This window comes from Streptomyces sp. bgisy130 (assembly GCF_057708345.1).
On the sequence record NZ_JBYISA010000022.1, the window covers coordinates 65,190 to 81,295 of the forward strand.

General features: G+C 70.5%; 10 protein-coding genes and 1 pseudogene. 6 read left to right on the forward strand and 5 right to left on the reverse strand.

Translation table 11 applies throughout. The features are described 5' to 3' along the window. Positions 1–17: 17 nt before the first annotated feature. Complete coding sequence (locus AC3EUV_RS25425) at positions 18–914, forward strand: DUF6397 family protein (protein ID WP_432143752.1); 897 nt, start codon at positions 18–20, stop codon at positions 912–914. On the opposite strand, the gene AC3EUV_RS25430 is transcribed toward AC3EUV_RS25425, so the two are convergent. Further along, complete coding sequence (locus AC3EUV_RS25430) at positions 845–1,714, reverse strand: acyl-CoA thioesterase (protein ID WP_432143753.1); 870 nt, start codon at positions 1,712–1,714, stop codon at positions 845–847. The two genes, AC3EUV_RS25425 and AC3EUV_RS25430, sit on opposite strands and share 70 nt — an antisense overlap. 52 nt (positions 1,715–1,766) lie before the next feature. Then, a complete protein-coding gene (locus AC3EUV_RS25435) occupies positions 1,767–4,280 on the reverse strand; it encodes a DEAD/DEAH box helicase (RefSeq protein WP_432143754.1) in 2,514 nt (837 codons plus the stop codon). Positions 4,281–5,476: 1,196 nt separating this feature from the next. Between AC3EUV_RS25435 and AC3EUV_RS25440 the strand changes: the two genes are divergently transcribed. Next, positions 5,477–6,268, forward strand: a complete 792-nt coding sequence (locus AC3EUV_RS25440; RefSeq protein ID WP_127154154.1) for a metal-dependent hydrolase — start codon at positions 5,477–5,479, stop codon at positions 6,266–6,268. Positions 6,269–6,404: 136 nt separating this feature from the next. Next, a pseudogene (locus AC3EUV_RS25445) lies at positions 6,405–6,698 on the forward strand (sterol carrier protein domain-containing protein); the annotation flags it as partial. A gap of 169 nt (positions 6,699–6,867) precedes the next feature. On the opposite strand, the gene AC3EUV_RS25450 reads toward AC3EUV_RS25445, so the two are convergent. Then, a complete protein-coding gene (locus tag AC3EUV_RS25450) occupies positions 6,868–7,245 on the reverse strand; it encodes a VOC family protein (protein ID WP_432143755.1) in 378 nt (125 codons plus the stop codon). A gap of 256 nt (positions 7,246–7,501) precedes the next feature. Here AC3EUV_RS25450 and AC3EUV_RS25455 point away from each other — a divergent pair, with 256 nt between their 5' ends. From AC3EUV_RS25455 to AC3EUV_RS25465, 3 genes are all read left to right on the forward strand, one after another. Further along, on the forward strand, positions 7,502–8,731 hold the full coding sequence (locus AC3EUV_RS25455) for a glycosyltransferase (RefSeq protein WP_435603976.1): 1,230 nt from the start codon (positions 7,502–7,504) through the stop codon (positions 8,729–8,731). A gap of 354 nt (positions 8,732–9,085) precedes the next feature. Continuing rightward, a complete protein-coding gene (helR, locus tag AC3EUV_RS25460) occupies positions 9,086–11,236 on the forward strand; it encodes an RNA polymerase recycling motor ATPase HelR (RefSeq protein WP_435603977.1) in 2,151 nt (716 codons plus the stop codon). Between the two features lie 187 nt (positions 11,237–11,423). Then, complete coding sequence (locus AC3EUV_RS25465; RefSeq protein WP_432143758.1) at positions 11,424–12,308, forward strand: hypothetical protein; 885 nt, start codon at positions 11,424–11,426, stop codon at positions 12,306–12,308. A 99-nt stretch (positions 12,309–12,407) separates the two neighbouring features. Here AC3EUV_RS25465 and AC3EUV_RS25470 read toward each other — a convergent pair whose 3' ends face one another. Together AC3EUV_RS25470 and AC3EUV_RS25475 are read right to left on the reverse strand one after the other, a co-directional pair. After that, positions 12,408–14,189, reverse strand: a complete 1,782-nt coding sequence (locus AC3EUV_RS25470) for an ABC transporter ATP-binding protein (RefSeq protein ID WP_435603978.1) — start codon at positions 14,187–14,189, stop codon at positions 12,408–12,410. Then, positions 14,186–15,994 (reverse strand): ABC transporter transmembrane domain-containing protein, encoded by a 1,809-nt coding sequence (locus AC3EUV_RS25475; protein WP_435603979.1) that lies wholly within the window; start codon positions 15,992–15,994, stop codon positions 14,186–14,188. The genes AC3EUV_RS25470 and AC3EUV_RS25475 overlap by 4 nt, the downstream gene beginning before the upstream one ends. Between the last annotated feature and the right edge of the window lie 112 nt (positions 15,995–16,106).

The following is a 16,106-nucleotide window of genomic DNA, read 5'->3' on the forward strand; positions in this document are numbered from 1 at the left end:
GTTGCGGGGGAAACGACATGACAGTGATGTGCGACGGGCGGCAGACGCTCACGATGGGACGAGCGGCCCGTGAACTGGAGCTGAGGAACGGCGAGTTCGAGCTCGCCACCCAGCTCGGAAAGGTACGGACGGTCCCGGCCGGGACCGACGTCCGGCCCGGAGCCGCCGGATCGCTCGGCCGACGCCGGGTCCCGGCGGAGGAGATCACCCGCCTCCAGGCCGAGCCCGGCTTCCCGGACGCGCTCCGCGAACGGATCCGCACGGTCAGCACCAACGAGGCCGCCGCGCTGATGGGCATCGGCCCCGGACGCGTCCTGCGCCTGACCCGGGCCGGCTGCTTCGGCCCCGTCAGGTTCTATGTGAACCGCTTCGGCGCGGTGGTCTGGCTCTATCTCGCGGCCGAGGTGTCCGACTTCGCCGACCGTGAACCCGACCTGATGCGGGGCAACACCCCCGCGGCGATGCGGGTGATGCTCGACAGCGGACAGGACTGGCGGGCCCGCCAGTGGCGCAGCCGACGGGTCGCCCAGCTCATGGGCCAGACCGACGACCCCTGGGAAGCGGCCGCGGTGATCGCCGCCGTACTGCCCCCGGAGGAACTCGCCTCGGTGGCCGAGGATCCGCGGGAGCGGGCCCTGCTGCGCCGGCTCAGGCCCGTTCTGGCATCCGTGATCACGGTGACCCCGGCCGCCCGGGAATCCTACGAGCGCGTGCTGACGGCGGACGACTTCGACGAGGTGATGTGGTACCGCGTCAACCTCTCCCGCGAACTCGAAGCGGCCCGCAGGGAAGCCCCGGGACGCCTGCGGACACCCGCCGCCGCGACCTCCGCCGCCCGCCCCGGTCAGCCGCCGAGTTTCCTGAACAACCCCTCTTGGACGACCGATACCAACAGCCTGCCCTCGCGGTCGTAGATCCGCCCGCGGGCCAGGCCCCGGCCGCCGGTGGCGATCGGCGACTCCTGGTCGTAGAGGAACCACTCGTCCGCGCGGAACGGGCGGTGAAACCACATCGCGTGGTCGAGCGAGGCCATGTCGAACCCGCGCGGCCCCCAGAGCGGTTCGACGGGGATGCGGACGGCGTCCAGCAGCGTCATATCGCTGGCGTAGGTCAGCGCGCAGGTGTGGACGAGCGGATCGTCGCCCAGCGGCCCGACCGCGCGCATCCACACCGCGCTGCGCGCCTCCGCGCCCTCGATCTCGTCCGGTGTCCAGCGCAGCCGGTCGACATACCGGATCTCGAACGGCATCCGGCGCGCCATCCGCTCCAGACCCTCGGGCAGATCGCGTAGGCGCTCGCGGACCTCGTCCGCGACCGTCGGCAGTTCCTCCGGGTCGGGCACCGCCCGGCGCATCGGCAACTGATGATCGAAGCCGGGCTCCGGCTTGTGAAAGGAGGCGGTCAGATTGAAGATCGTGCGTCCCTGCTGGACGGCCACGACCCGGCGGGTGGTGAAGGACCGCCCGTCGCGGACCCGCTCGACCTGGTACACGATCGGCACCCCCGGGCGGCCGGGCCGCAGAAAGTACGCATGGAGCGAGTGGACCGGGCGGTCCCCTTCCGTGGTCCGCCCGGCCGCCACCAACGCCTGGCCCGCGACCTGCCCGCCGAAGACCCGCTGTAGCGATTCCTGGGGACTGCGGCCCCGGAAGATGTTCACCTCGATCTGCTCGAGATCCAGCAGATCGACCAGCCTCTCGGCAGGATTGGTCATGACCGGTGGCCCTCCGTCACATCGTCCGGCGGCTTCGGCCGAAGCCGCCGCCTTACAACTGACCCACGTCCGTGACCCGCACGACCGCGCGTCCCTCCTCGTCGGAGGCGGCCAGATCCACCTCCGCGGAGATGCCCCAGTCGTGATCACCGTTCGGGTCGGCGAAAGTCTGCCGCACCTTCCACAGCCCGTGCGCGGCATCCTCCTCGATCTGAAGCAGCTTCGGGCCGCGCGCATCCGGACCGGTGCCCAGCTCGTCGTATTCGTCCCAGTAGGCATCCATCGCCTCGCCCCAGGCGTCCACGTCCCAGCCGGACTCGGCATCCATCTCGCCGAGCTCCTTGACCTTGTCCAGCGCCGCCAGCTCCACCCGCCGGAACATCGCATTGCGCACCAGCACCCGGAATGCCCGCGCGTTGGACGTGACCGGCCGGACCTGATCCGCCCGCTCCGCGGCCTGCTCCGCCGTCTCCACCTCCGGATTGGCGAGCTGCTCCCACTCGTCCAGCAGACTGGAGTCCACCTGCCGCACCATCTCGCCCAGCCAGGCGATGATGTCCTCGAAGTCCTCGGACTTCAGATCGTCCGGCACGGTGTGATCCAGCGCCTTGAACGCACTCGCCAGGTAGCGCAGCACGATCCCCTCGGTACGCGCCAGCTCGTAGAAGGACGTGAACTCCGTGAACGTCATGGCGCGTTCGTACATATCGCGGATGACCGACTTCGGCGACAGCGGGTGGTCGCCGACCCACGGGTGGCTCTTGCGGTAGAGCCCGTAGGCGTGGAAGAGCAGCTCTTCCAGCGGCTTGGGGTACTCGACGTCCATGAGCCGTTCCATGCGCTCTTCGTACTCGACGCCATCGGCCTTCATCTGGGCGACCGCCTCGCCCCGCGCCTTGTTCTGCTGCGCGGCCAGGATCTGTCGCGGATCGTCCAGCGTGGACTCCACCACCGAGACCATGTCCAGCGCGTAGGACGGCGACTCGGGGTCCAGCAGGTCGAACGCGGCCAGGGCGAACGTCGACAGCGGCTGGTTGAGCGCGAAGTCCTGCTGAAGGTCGACGGTCAGCCGGACGATCCGGCCCTCCGCGTCCGGCTCCGCCAGCCGTTCCACGATCCCGCCGTCCACCAGCGAGCGATAGATCGCGATGGCCCGCCGGATGTGCCTGAGCTGGTTCCTGCGCGGCTCATGATTGTCCTCGAGAAGCTTGCGCATCGCCTCGAAGGCATTTCCCGGCCGGGCGATCACGGACAACAGCATCGTGTGCGTCACCCGGAAACGGGAGTTCAGCGGCTCGGGGTCGGAAGCGATCAACTTCTCGAAGGTGTTCTCGCCCCAGTTGACGAAGCCCTCCGGAGCCTTCTTGCGCACCACCTTCCGGCGCTTCTTGGGGTCGTCGCCCGCCTTCGCCAGCGCCTTCTCGTTCTCCACGACATGCTCGGGAGCCTGCCCGACCACAAAGCCCGCCGTGTCGAAGCCCGCCCGCCCGGCGCGGCCGGCGATCTGATGGAACTCCCGCGCCCGCAGCGTCCGCACCCGCGAGCCGTCGTACTTGGTCAGCGCGGTGAACAACACCGTACGGATAGGCACATTGACGCCCACGCCGAGCGTGTCCGTACCGCAGATGACCTTCAGCAAACCCGCCTGCGCCAGCTTCTCGACGAGCCGGCGGTACTTCGGCAGCATGCCGGCGTGGTGCACGCCGATGCCATGGCGGACATACCGCGACAGGTTGCGGCCGAACTTCGTGGTGAACCGGAAGTTCCCGATGAGCTGAGCGATCTCGTCCTTCTCGGCACGCGTACACATATTGATGCTCATCAGTGCCTGCGCCCGCTCCACGGCGGCGGCCTGAGTGAAGTGCACGATGTAGACCGGAGACTGGCGGGTCTCCAGCAGTTCGGTGAGCGTCTCCGTCAGCGCCGTCGTGCGGTACTCGTACGACAGCGGCACCGGCCGGGTGGCCGAGCGCACCACCGACGTCGGCTTCCCCGTGCGCCGGGTCAGATCCTCCTCGAAGCGCGACATGTCGCCGAGCGTCGCCGACATCAGAATGAACTGCGCCTGCGGCAGTTCGAGCAGCGGAATCTGCCATGCCCAGCCGCGGTCCGGCTCGGCATAGAAGTGGAACTCGTCCATCACGACCTGGCCGATGTCAGCGTCCTTGCCGTCCCGCAGCGCTATCGAGGCGAGCACCTCGGCGGTGCAGCAGATGACCGGCGCGTCGGCGTTGACCGATGCGTCACCGGTGAGCATGCCGACGTTCTCGGTGCCGAACAGCTTGCATAGATCGAAGAACTTCTCCGAGACCAGCGCCTTGATGGGCGCGGTGTAGAAGGTGACCTGATCATTGGCGAGAGCGGTGAAGTGCGCGCCGGCCGCCACCAGGCTCTTACCGGAGCCGGTGGGGGTGGACAGGATGAGGTTCGCTCCGGAGACCACCTCGATCAGCGCCTCCTCCTGGGCAGGGTAGAGCGAGATGCCCTGCTGCTCGGCCCAGCTCGAAAAGGCTTCGAAGAGGGCATCGGGGTCGGCGTCATTCGGAAGATGATCGATGAGGGTCACGCCCCCCATACTGCCTGTCTTCGCCCCAGATCAGGGAACCGGCGGCCAAAGGGAAACCCAACCAAAGATCGACGGCGCCGCATATGGGTCGCTCTGCGGTCCGGCCCTTTCCTTGGAGGTCGCGGTGGTGGCCCTGCGAACTCTCACGGCACCCGCCCTGACCTGCGGAAACGTGGGTCACTACGCCCGGGGGTCGGCTGCCCCTCGCCGGGGTGAGCGGACCTGCGACGCAGAGGGCGGTGAGACCGGGGCGGTGCCTTGCTGCTCTGGGTGGCCTCGGCATCGAGGGAGGCTTCCGTGCAAGGTCTTTACAACCCGTACACGATTGGGAACGCACTGTCGTGGCTGAGGCGTGCTGGCGCGGCAGCGTGCGCGGTGCGTGGCGGAGATCACCCGCGGTTGGCGGGTGCAGAGGCGGGGGAGCGGTGCCCCTTCGGCGGCGGGGGACGTGGGGCTGGGTGACGTGCGACCGGGGCGTGACGCGATCGAGGCGTCGGGGGATGGGGGTGCCTGGCCGTGAGAGCGAGCGGGGGCGGTGGTGGTGGCGGAGGGGTGGGGAGAGGGGGGAGGGGGAGCCCCCCGGAGCCCGCCCCGTCCCACCTCACCCACCCTCTGTCACTGGCCCCCATAGTCGTCCTGTCGCCGGCTGCGTATCCTCCACGCCGCGCCCGCCCCCCCACCCCCCAGTTCCCCCACCCCCCAGTTCCCCCACCCCCCAGTTCCCTCACCTCGCTCACCTCACCCCCGCCGCCCCTCGCCCTCCCCCGTGCACGCGCGCCCTCTTCGTCCTGCGGCCTTTGCTCGCCCTTCTGGTTTCATCCGCCCACGTCTGCTCGTCCCCGTCGCTCCACCCCTGCTCGCCCCTTTGGCCGCCGTTTCCGCCTTCCTTGTCCCTTCGCCCTCGCCCCAGCAACGCGCTGTAGCCGTCCCCCCGCAGAGAAGCTGACGTTGCGTCAGGACTGCATCAGGGCTGCGTCATAGACAACCAGCGCTCCTCGGGCACCCCATGCCTCCGCCCAGCCACAGCGGGCTGGCCCGGCCGGGTGGGAAGGAATAGGTTTACCCGCTCCTCGGGCGGAGATCATCTGGCGCTACGCTGAGTCGCCGACCGGGCGTCAGTGGCGCGGCTCAGCGGTGCGGGAGCGAAGTGCCGCGCAGGTGGACATGCGCAAGAGAAACAAGGGGTGGGAAGAACCATGATGGGACCGGCGCACTCGCTGTCCGGGGCCGCGGCCTGGCTGGGGGTGGGTGCGGCGGCGGCTGCCGCTGGACATCCGATGCCCTGGCCGGTGCTCGTCTGTGGGGCTCTGATCTGTGCCGGAGCGGCGCTTGCCCCGGACCTCGACCACAAGTCCGCGACCATTTCCCGGGCGTTCGGGCCGCTGTCGCGGATGTTGTGCGAGGTGGTCGACGCCATCTCGCACGCGGTCTACAAGGCGACAAAGATGCGTGGCGACTCGAACCGCAACGGAGGCCACCGCACTCTCACCCACACCTGGGTGTGGGCCGTGCTGGTCGGCGGCGGGATGTCGCTGCTGGCGATGCAGGGCGGGCGCTGGGCGGTACTCGGCATCCTCTTCGTCCATATGGTGCTCGCCATCGAGGGGTTGCTGTGGCGGGCGGCACGGGTCTCCAGCGACGTACTGGTGTGGCTGCTGGGCGCGGCCTCGGCGTGGATCCTGGCCGGCATTCTCGACCAGCCGGGCAATGGCGCGAGCTGGCTGTTCACCGAGCCGGGGCAGCAGTACCTCTGGCTGGGCCTGCCGGTCGTCCTCGGCGCGCTGGTCCATGACATCGGCGACGCCCTGACCGTTTCCGGCTGCCCCGTCCTGTGGCCCATCCCGATAGGCCGCAAGCGCTGGTACCCCGTCGGCCCGCCCAAGGGCATGCGCTTCAAGGCCGGCAGCTGGGTGGAGCTGAAGGTGCTGATGCCGCTGTTCATGGTGCTCGGCGGCCTCAGCGGTCTGGGCGCGCTCGGCTATATCTGACTCGGCTATATCTGACCTCTCGCGCTCGGCCCGCTACGTTGCCGTCTGCCAAGCAGTAGATGCCTCCGAGCCGGCGCCCCTTCTCCGGTGTACGCAGGTCACGGCAGGGCACGGCGGGTCACCAATGCGGTGGTGTCGCGGCTGGTTCATGGATGGCGAACTCGTCCTCGACGTCGACGATCCGTTCCTCGGCGAGCACGGCCGCTACCTGCTGACCGTCCGGGACAGCAAGGCCGACTGCGTTCCGACGGACCGGGAGCCCGACCTGTCCATGGACGTGAGCGACCTCGGCTCGGTCTACCTAGGCGGCACCGCCCCGAGCACGCTCATACGTGCCGGACACGTCCGGGCCCACCGGCCGGGCGCGGCCACCCTCGCCGACGCCCTCTTCCGCGCCGACCGCTCCCCGCACTGCCTGCACTGGTTCTGACCACGCGTTCGCTGACCCTGCTCAAGTCTTGTTAGTCGGGCTACATGGGGCTTCAGGGTGCTTCACGGTGCTTGTTCCTGCGCCCCGCCGCAGACCTCGTTACCGGTCACCCAGCCGGCCCGGTGCCTGGTGTCCAGGAACCGTTCGATCGTTACTCAGGCCGGTTTCGTCAGTCCCGGACGAGACAGAATGGGTGTCCTGCGGGATCCGCGAAGATGCGCCAACTCCGCTTTCCGTTGCCCTCATCGAGCAGTGTGGCGCCCAGATTGAGGACGTCTTTCTGAGCTTGTTCCAGGTCCTTGACCCCCAGGTCGAGGTGGAATTGCTGGGGCCTAACAGGATCCGGCCACCGTGGTGGCTGATGGTCTTCCGCCCGCTGGAAGGCCAGCACGAGCCCACCGTCGGTGTGGAGTGTCGCCCAATTGTCGTCGAGCGACCAGCGCGGATCCGGCTGGTTCACCACGCCGCCGAGAAGCGACTGGTAGAACCGGGACAGCTCATCGACATCGGCACAGTCCAACACCACACACTGCAACTGGGCGATCATGAAGAGCAGCGTAGAGCAGCACCGCGCACCGGCCTCAAGCGAGCCTGATCGCGAGCTACAGCTGGAGTATGAAGCCGGCCTGCCGACGTACTGACCTACCGCAAGAGAGTGCGGCGGAGGAAAAAGAAAAGGAAAGGAGATCCCCCGCTCCTTTCCACTCTCAAGATATAGCGCACTGGGGGGCTTGCGGCAAGGCCCCCGTTGTGCCGCAGAATCACCGGCCTGAGCCGGAATGCAGGAAAATGGGGGAGACGAAATGCGTGTGGTGTTGTCCACGTATGGGTCGCGCGGGGACGTTGAACCGCTGGTGGGGCTCGCGGTGCAGTTGCGGGCGCTCGGTGCGGAGGTGCGGGTGTGTGCGCCGCCGGATGAGGAGTTCGGGGACCTGCTGGCCGGGGTCGGCGTGCCGCTGGTGCCTGTTGGGCCGTCGGCGCGTGAGCTGACGGCTGCGGCGCCGCCGCCGTCGGCCCTGCCCCGTTACGCGGCCGAGTTGATCGCCGAGCAGCTCGGTGCGGTCACCGCGGCGGCCGAGGGATGCGATGTGCTGGTGGCGACCGGCATGCTGCCGGCCGTGGCCGGGGCGCTGTCGGTGGCCGAGAAGCTGGGCATCCGCTCCGTGTCCGTGACCTTCCAGCAGCTCGGTCTGCCGTCGCCGCACCACCCGCCGCTGGCGTATCCGGGCCGGCCGTTCCCGCCGGGGGTGACCGACAACCGGGTGCTGTGGGACATGGACGCGGAGAGCATCAATGTGCTGTTCGGTGCGGCGCTCAACATCAACCGGGCGTCCATCGGTCTGCCCCCGGTGGACAACGTCCGCGCCTATGTCGTCGGCGACCGGCCGTGGTTGGCGACGGACTCGGTTCTGGACCCGTGGCAGGAGCCGGCGGACCTCGATGTTGTGCAGACCGGTGCGTGGATCCGGCCCGACGGACGTCCCCTCCCGGACGGTCTGGAGGCGTTCCTGGGCGCCGGTGAACCACCGGTGTACGTGGGCTTCGGCAGCATGCCCCTGCACGCCTCCACGGACATCGCCCGGGTGGCCATCGAGGCGGTCCGGGCGCAGGGCCGCCGCGTACTCGTCAGGCGCGGCTGGGCCGGCCTGGACCTGATCGACGGCCGGGACGACTGCTTCGTCGTCGGCGAGGTCAACCAGCAGGCACTCTTCCGCCGGGTGGCCGCCGTAGTGCACCACGGCGGCGCGGGCACCACGATGACGGCTGCCCTGGCCGGCGCGCCTCAGGTAGTGGTGCCCCAGGCGGCGGACCAGCCGTACTGGGCCCGCAGGGTGGCCGAGTTGGGCATCGGCACGGCACACGACGGTCCGACACCGACTCTCAACTCCCTGTCCGCCGCGCTCAGGACGACCCTGACCCCCGAGACCCACGTACGAGCGAAGGCCGTGGCCGGCACGATCCGCACCGACGGGGCGGCGGTGGCCGCGAAGCTGCTGCACGACGCGGTCACCCGAGAGAAGCCGGCGATGTGATGTCCGTGTAACCCGGTCGGATCGTTCAGCCGGACCCGGAACAGCACCACCATCAGCCCCAAACCCTGGCAACAGACCCTGGCAACAGACCCTGGCAACAGACCCAGGCGACCTGAACCGACAACCACAGCGGGCTCAAGCAACAACGCCACGGCCTGGACCAACAACGAACACGGGCCCATACCCGGCGGAGCGCCGCCCGTCGCGAGTCGCGCCCGTCCCGCCCGCCATGCCGTCGCGCCCGCCCTGCCCGTCACTCCCCTCGCCCCCCTCACGGCCACCAGCCCCACCCCGCCGTTCCACAACCCTCACCCCGCCCCACGCCCCCACGCCCCCCAGATCGGAGCCAACACCGTGAACCCGCTGACCACCACCGTGTTTGACCTTCCCGACCGCCTTTCCCCCAAGGCCGACCCGGCGCTGATCGCCGGGGACGAGCAGCACTTCGCGGCCCTCGCGGAGAGCCTTGACCAGACGATCGCCGAACTGTCCGACCGTCTCGAGGCCGAGCGCCGGGCGCCCGGCGGCGTCGGCCGGCAGGCGATGGACCGGGACGCGGAGATCCACCGGCTGACCGCGCGGCTGCGTGCACTGCGCCGCTTCGGACTGGATCTGTGTCTCGGGCACATGGTGAGCGCGGACGACCCCGAGCCGGTGTACGTCGGACGGCTTGGCCTGACGGACAGTGCGGGGCGCCGGCTGCTGCTCGACTGGCGGTCTCCCGCGGCCGAGCCGTTCTTCGGTGCCACCCACGCCAACCCGATGGGGCTGGCCAGCCGCCGCAGGTATCGGTGGACCCGCGGCCGGATCAGCGACTACTGGGACGAGGTGTTCACCTCGGACGGGTTTGCCGGGCATGCCGCGCTCGACGATCAGTCCGCCTTCATCGCGAGCCTGGGCGGCAACAGGTCGGCACGGATGCGCGATGTGCTCGGCACCCTCCAGGCCGATCAGGACGCCATCATCCGTGCGGGATCCCGCGGCGCTCTGGTCGTCGACGGCGGTCCGGGTACGGGGAAGACCGTCGTCGCGCTGCACCGTTCCGCCTACCTCCTCTACTCCGACCCCCGCCTCGGTCACCGCCGGGGCGGCGTGCTGTTCGTCGGTCCGCACCGGCCCTACCTGGCCTATGTCGCCGACGTCCTGCCCAGCCTTGGCGAGGAGGGCGTGCAGACCTGCACCCTGCGGGACCTGGTCGCCGAGGGGGCCACCGCAGCGATCGAGACCGATCCGGACGTGCTGCGCCTGAAGTCGTCGGCGAAGCTGGTGCAGGCGATCGAGGCGGCCGTCAGGCTCTACGAAGAGCCGCCCGCCGAGGGCATGACGGTCACGACCGACTGGGCCGATATCTGGCTGAGCGCCGACGACTGGGCCGAGGCATTCGACGCACCGGAACCAGGCACGCCGCACAACGAGGCGCGCGAGCAGATCTGGGAGGAACTGCTCACGATCCTGCGGGACAAGTACGGCGGTGAGGTCTCGCCGGACGTCTTCCGCAGGTCGCTGCTGCGCGACGAGGAACTGGTGACCACCCTCCACCGCGCCTGGCCGCTGCTGGAAGCGGCCGATCTCGTCGGAGACCTGTGGTCGGTGCCGGCCTATCTGCGGATGTGCGCTCCGTGGCTCAGTCCGGACGAGGTACGCAAGTTGCAGCGCAAGGACGCGCCGCACGCCTGGACGGTGTCCGACCTGCCGCTCCTGGACGCGGCACGGCAGCGGCTCGGCGACCGGGAGACGGCACTGCGACAGCGCCGGCACCGGGCCGCGGTCGCGGCCGAACGTGAGCGGATGGCGGACGTCATCGACAACGTGCTCGCGGCCGATGACGACGGTGAGGGTGCGGTGACGATGCTGCGCGGACAGGACCTGCGGGACACTCTGGTCGATGAGTCCGCCCTGCCCAGCGTCGAACCGGACCTGCTCGCAGGCCCGTTCGCGCATATCGTCGTGGACGAGGCGCAGGAACTGACCGACGCGGAGTGGCAGATGCTGCTGCTCCGCTGCCCGTCCCGGAGCTTCACCATCGTCGGGGACCGTGCTCAGGCCAGGCACGGCTTCACGGAGTCGTGGCAGGAACGGCTGGAGCGGGTCGGTCTCGACCGGGTCGGCCTGGCTTCCCTGAGCATCAACTACCGGACGCCGGAAGAAGTCATGACGGAGGCCGAGCCGGTCATCCGGGCCGTGCTCCCGGACGCCAATGTGCCGGCCTCCATCCGGAGCAGCGGCATCCCCGTCGTCCACGGATCCACCTCGGACCTGGACTCGGTCCTCGACACCTGGCTCGCCGCACAGAGCGAGGGGATCGCCTGCGTCATCGGCGATCCCGCCTTCCGGCCGACCGCCCGCGTCCGGTCGCTGCCCCCGGAGCTGACGAAGGGGCTGGAGTTCGACCTGGTCGTCCTCGTCGACCCGGAGGAGTTCGGCCAGGGCGTCGAAGGAGCGGTCGACCGATATGTCGCGATGACCCGGGCGACCCAGCGACTCGTGATCCTCACGAGTACGTGATGCCGGTTGGACGAGCGTCCGCCACCGGCCGGGTGGGTGGCCGCCCACGGCGTCCCGCACCGGCCCCCTGACGTCGGCGACTTCGAGCGATACGGAAGGATGTCCGGGCTCCTGCAACCGACCAACGACCAACCGACCAACGACCAACCGGCCAACCGACCACCCGACAACGAGGGAATCGACAACTGTGACCCACCAGCCGCCGCAGACACCACCATCCGGATTTGGCGCCCCGCTGCCGTCCTACCCCGGTGCACCGGTTGCGCCGCAGAACGGCACGACACCGCCGACCGGACTGCCGGGCCAGGGTGGCGGCCCGGGCTTCGCGCCGCCGCCTCCGCCGCCTCCCCGGCGCCGCACCGGACTGATCCTCACCGTCGTCCTGGTTGCCGTCGTGCTGCTCGCCGGGGGTGGCTATCTGGCCTGGTCGCAGCTTGGTGGTGGAGACGACACAGAGGCGCGAAAGGGGCAGCGGCAGAGCCAGGGAGGGGAACAGAGCCAGGAGCGGGAACAGAATCAGGGCGAGGGCCAGGGCGAGGACCAGGGCCAGGGGGAGAGCAACCCCAAGGGAGTGAAGCTGACCACCCCCAAGGTGGTGAAGTCGGGCCCGGCGGAACTTCGTTATGACGCGAAGGCCACCGCGCAGATGTACCCGCCGGAGAAGCGGAAGCCCGCGCTGTACCCGGAGTTGAAGGGCCTGATCCAGACCGATGCGGTCTACCGCCCGCAGAACCGGCCCTCGGTCACCCTGGGCGTGCACACCGGTGCCGGTGCGGTGTCCGACCCGGCGCAGCGGGTGACGGCGGCCTTCGGCCCGAACTCGATGGCTGTCGCGCCGAAGGACTTCGACCTCCAGGACCCCGACGCGAAGGGAGCCGTGCTGCGTTGTGGGGTCGCCGAGGGCGGCGGCGACTACGTCCCCCTGTGCGTCTGGGCCGACAGCACCTCGGTCGGTGACGTGCTCGGTGTGGGTGAGGCGTCCACGCGTTCCCTCAAGAAGATCGACCTGAAGACGCTGGCGCAGCAGACGAGGGACCTGCGCAAGGCCATGCGCGGCGGTTCCGCGGGCTGACTCGTTCCGCACATCGAAACGGCGGCGCGGACTTCATGAGGTCCGCGCCGCCGTGCCGTACCGGCTGCTGTGGCGCCAATTCAGGGCCGGGCCCCCACATCAGCCGTGCCAGGACCGCCAGAGCGCCGCGTACGCACCGCCGGCGGCGACCAGTTCGTCGTGGCTGCCCAGTTCGCTGATCCGGCCGTCCTCGACGACCGCGATCACATCGGCGTCATGTGCGGTATGCAGCCGGTGCGCGATGGCCACTACAGTGCGGCCGTCCAGCACTCTTCCCAGCGAGCGCTCCAGGTGGCGGGCCGCCCTCGGGTCGAGCAGGGAGGTCGCCTCGTCCAGTACGAGGGTGTGCGGATCGGCCAGTACCAACCGGGCCAGCGCGATCTGTTGGGCCTGGGCGGGGGTCAGGGCGTGTCCGCCCGAGCCGACCTCGGTGTCCAGCCCCTTGTCCAGGGCCCGCGCCCAGTCGTCGGCGTCCACCGCGCCGAGCGCGGCCCACAGTTCGGCATCGGCCGCTCCGGTGCGCGCCAGCAGGAGGTTGTCGCGGAGCGAGCCGACGAAGACATGGTGTTCCTGGTTGACCAGGGCCACCTGCTCGCGGAGCCGCTCGGCCGGCATCCTGGAGAGCTCGGCGCCGCCCAGGGTGACGCTGCCGACGCGGGGCCCGTAGATGCCGGCCAGCAGCCGGCCCAGCGTCGATTTGCCGGCGCCGGACGGTCCGACCAGCGCCAGCCGGCTCCCCGGGCGCACCCGCAGCGAGACCTCGCGCAGCACATCGACGTCCGCGCGGTAGCCGAAGCTCACCCGGTCGGCGTGGACGTCCCGGCCGTCCGGGTGCCGGTCCGCCTCGGTGGCCTCCGGGGCGATCTCCCGGACGCCGACGAGTCGCGCGATGGACACCTGGGCCTCCTGTAGCTCGTCGTACCAGCGCACGATGATGCCCACCGGGTCGATGATCATCTGCGCCAGCAGCGCCCCCGTCGTCAGCTGCCCGGGACTGATCCAGCCCTCCAGGACGAAGGCGCCGCCGAGCAGCAACACCGAGGCCAGAAGCAGCACATGCGCCATATCGATGACGGGGAAGAGCACCGAGCGCAGAAAGAGTGTGTAGCGCTCCCACTGGGTCCACTCCCGGATGCGGCGCTCCGACAGCGCGATCCGGCGGGCACCCAGCCGGTGGGCCTCGACCGTACGCCCCGCGTCCACGGACTCGGTGAGCACGGCGGACACCGCGGCGTATCCGGCGGCCTCCGAACGATAGGCGCCCGGCGCCCGCTTGAAGTACCAGCGGCAGCCGACGATCAGCAGCGGCAGCGCGACCAGCACGGACAGGGCCAGCGGCGGCGCGGTCACGGTCAGCCCGCCGAGCAGCAGCACCACCCACACCACGCCGATGGCCAGCTGCGGTACGGCCTCGCGCATCGCGCTGGAGAGCCGGTCGATGTCCGTGGTGATCCGCGACAGCAGATCGCCGGTGCCGGCCCGCTCCAGTACGCCCGGCGGCAGCGCCACCGACCGTACGAGGAAGTCCTCCCGCAGATCCGCCAGCATCCGCTCGCCGAGCATCGCCCCGCGCAGCCGGACCGTACGGACGAACACCGTCTGGGCGGCCAGCGCGACGGCGAACACCGCGACCGTGCGCCCCAGTGGGAGGTCGCGGGCGCCCGCGGACAGCTCTTCGACGATGCCGCCGAGCAGATACGGGCCGGCCATGGAGGCGATCACCGCGGCCGCGTTGACGGCGATCAGCACCGTGAACGCCCCGCGGTGACGGCGGATCAGGCCGCGGACGTAGCCGCGGACGGTGGCCGGTGAGCCGACGGGGAGGGTCGTGAGGGTCTGCGGGGCGTCCGGATCGTGTTCCGGGGGCGCCAGGCCGATCATGCGGTCTCCTCGGTCTGGCCGGTCGACAGCGCCGGCTCGGGGTCCGTTTCGCGGGTGACGACGGCGCGGTAGGCGGGGTGGCTGTGCAGCAGTTCGCGGTGGCCGGCCGTGGCGACGGCCTTGCCCTCCTGGAGGAACACCACCTGATCGGCCCGGTCCAGGAGGAGCGGGCTGGAGGTGAACACGACCGTTGTCCGGCCGGTCCTGATCGTCCGCAGACCGTCGGCGATCCGGGCCTCGGTGTGGGCGTCGACGGCGCTGGTCGGCTCGTCGAGGACCAGCACCTCCGGGTCGGTGACCAGCGAGCGGGCCAGGGCCAGCCGCTGTCGCTGCCCGCCGGACAGCGACCGTCCGCGCTCGGTGATGTACGTGTGCATCGGGTCGCCCGAATCGTCGGCCGAGGACTGTGCCAGCGCAGTCAGCACATCGCCGCACTGGGCCGCGGCCAGTGCGTCCGTCGCACCCACCCGCCCGGAGGCCGGGACGTCGAGCAGCTCGCCGAGGGTGCCGGAGAGCAGCATCGGGTCCTTGTCCTGGACGAGTACGGCCCTGCGGGCGGTGTCCCGTGGCAGATCGTCGAGCGGGGTGCCGCCCAGGACGACGGACAGACCGGCTCCGTCTGCTCGGTCCGCGCCGTCCTCGCCGTCCTGCGGCGGGTGTCCGCCGAGGCGTTCGGCGAGCCGGCCCGCGGCGTCGGGGTCGCCGCAGACCACCGCGGTCAGCCGGCCGGCCGGGGCAGTCAGGCCGGTGACCGGGTCGTGCAGTGCGCCGGTGGGCGTCGTGCCCTGGTCCGTGGCCGGGCCGCCGGCCGGCCGGTGCTGGGCCAGGACGCGGGCCGTGCGCTTCGCGGAGGGTTTGGCGAAGGAGTAGGCCTGGGCGATCTCTTCGAAGCGCCGCAGCGGGAAGAGCAGGAAGGTGACCGCGCTGTAGAGGGTGACGAGATCGCCGACGGCGATGGTGCCGTCGAGGGCGAGCCGGGCGCCGTACCAGACCACCGCGATGAGCAGCAGGCCCGGCAGCAGTACTTGGACGGCCGAGATCAGGGCCCACATCCGGGCGCTGCGGACGGCAGCCTTGCGAACCTCTTGGGAGGCGCGGCGGTAGCGGCCGAGGAAGAGTTCCTCGCCGCCGATGCCGCGCAGGACGCGCAGCCCGGCGACGGTGTCGGAGGCCAGCTCGGTGGCCTGGCCGGCCTTCTCGCGCTGGGCGTCGGCGCGCCGGGTGGCGGGCGGCAGCAGCGGCAGGACGGCCAGCGCGAGTACGGGTACCGCGACGGCCACCAGGATGCCCAGTTCCGGCTGGTAGAAGGCCAGGGCGACCGAGACGCCGAGGGTGATCAGGGCCGCCGCGGCGAACCGGGAGAGGGCTTCGACGAACCAGCCGATCTTCTCCAGGTCGCCGGTGCTGACGGTGACGATCTCGCCGGCCGCCACCCGGCGGGTCATGACCGAGCCCAGTTCGGTGGTCTTGCGGGCGAGCAGTTGCTGCATCCGGGCGACGGCGGTGATCCAGTTGGTGACGGCCGCGCGGTGGAGCATGGTGTCGCCGGCCGCGACCAGCGCGCCCAGGGCCAGGATCAGGCCGCCGGCCAGGAGGAGCCGCCCGCCGTCGCGGTCCACCACGGCCTGCACGGCGAGGCCCACCGGCAGCGGCGAGGCGGCGATGGCACCGATGTTCACCAGCCCCCAGGCCAGGGCCTTGAGCTGGCCGCCGAGCTGCTGTCGGCAGAGCCACCGGAGGAAGGCGCCGCCCGTACGGACGTCCGGGACGCCCGGGTCGGGGTGCGGAAGGTCACGAAGGTGCATGGTGTTCCAGCCGGAGTCGTGGTGAGGGGGCGGCAGCAGGCCGTCCCGGCAGGCGAAATGCCCCTCCGCGCATGCTCGTCGTCGGTGGAGGTTCTGGAAGGTTGGCCCGCGG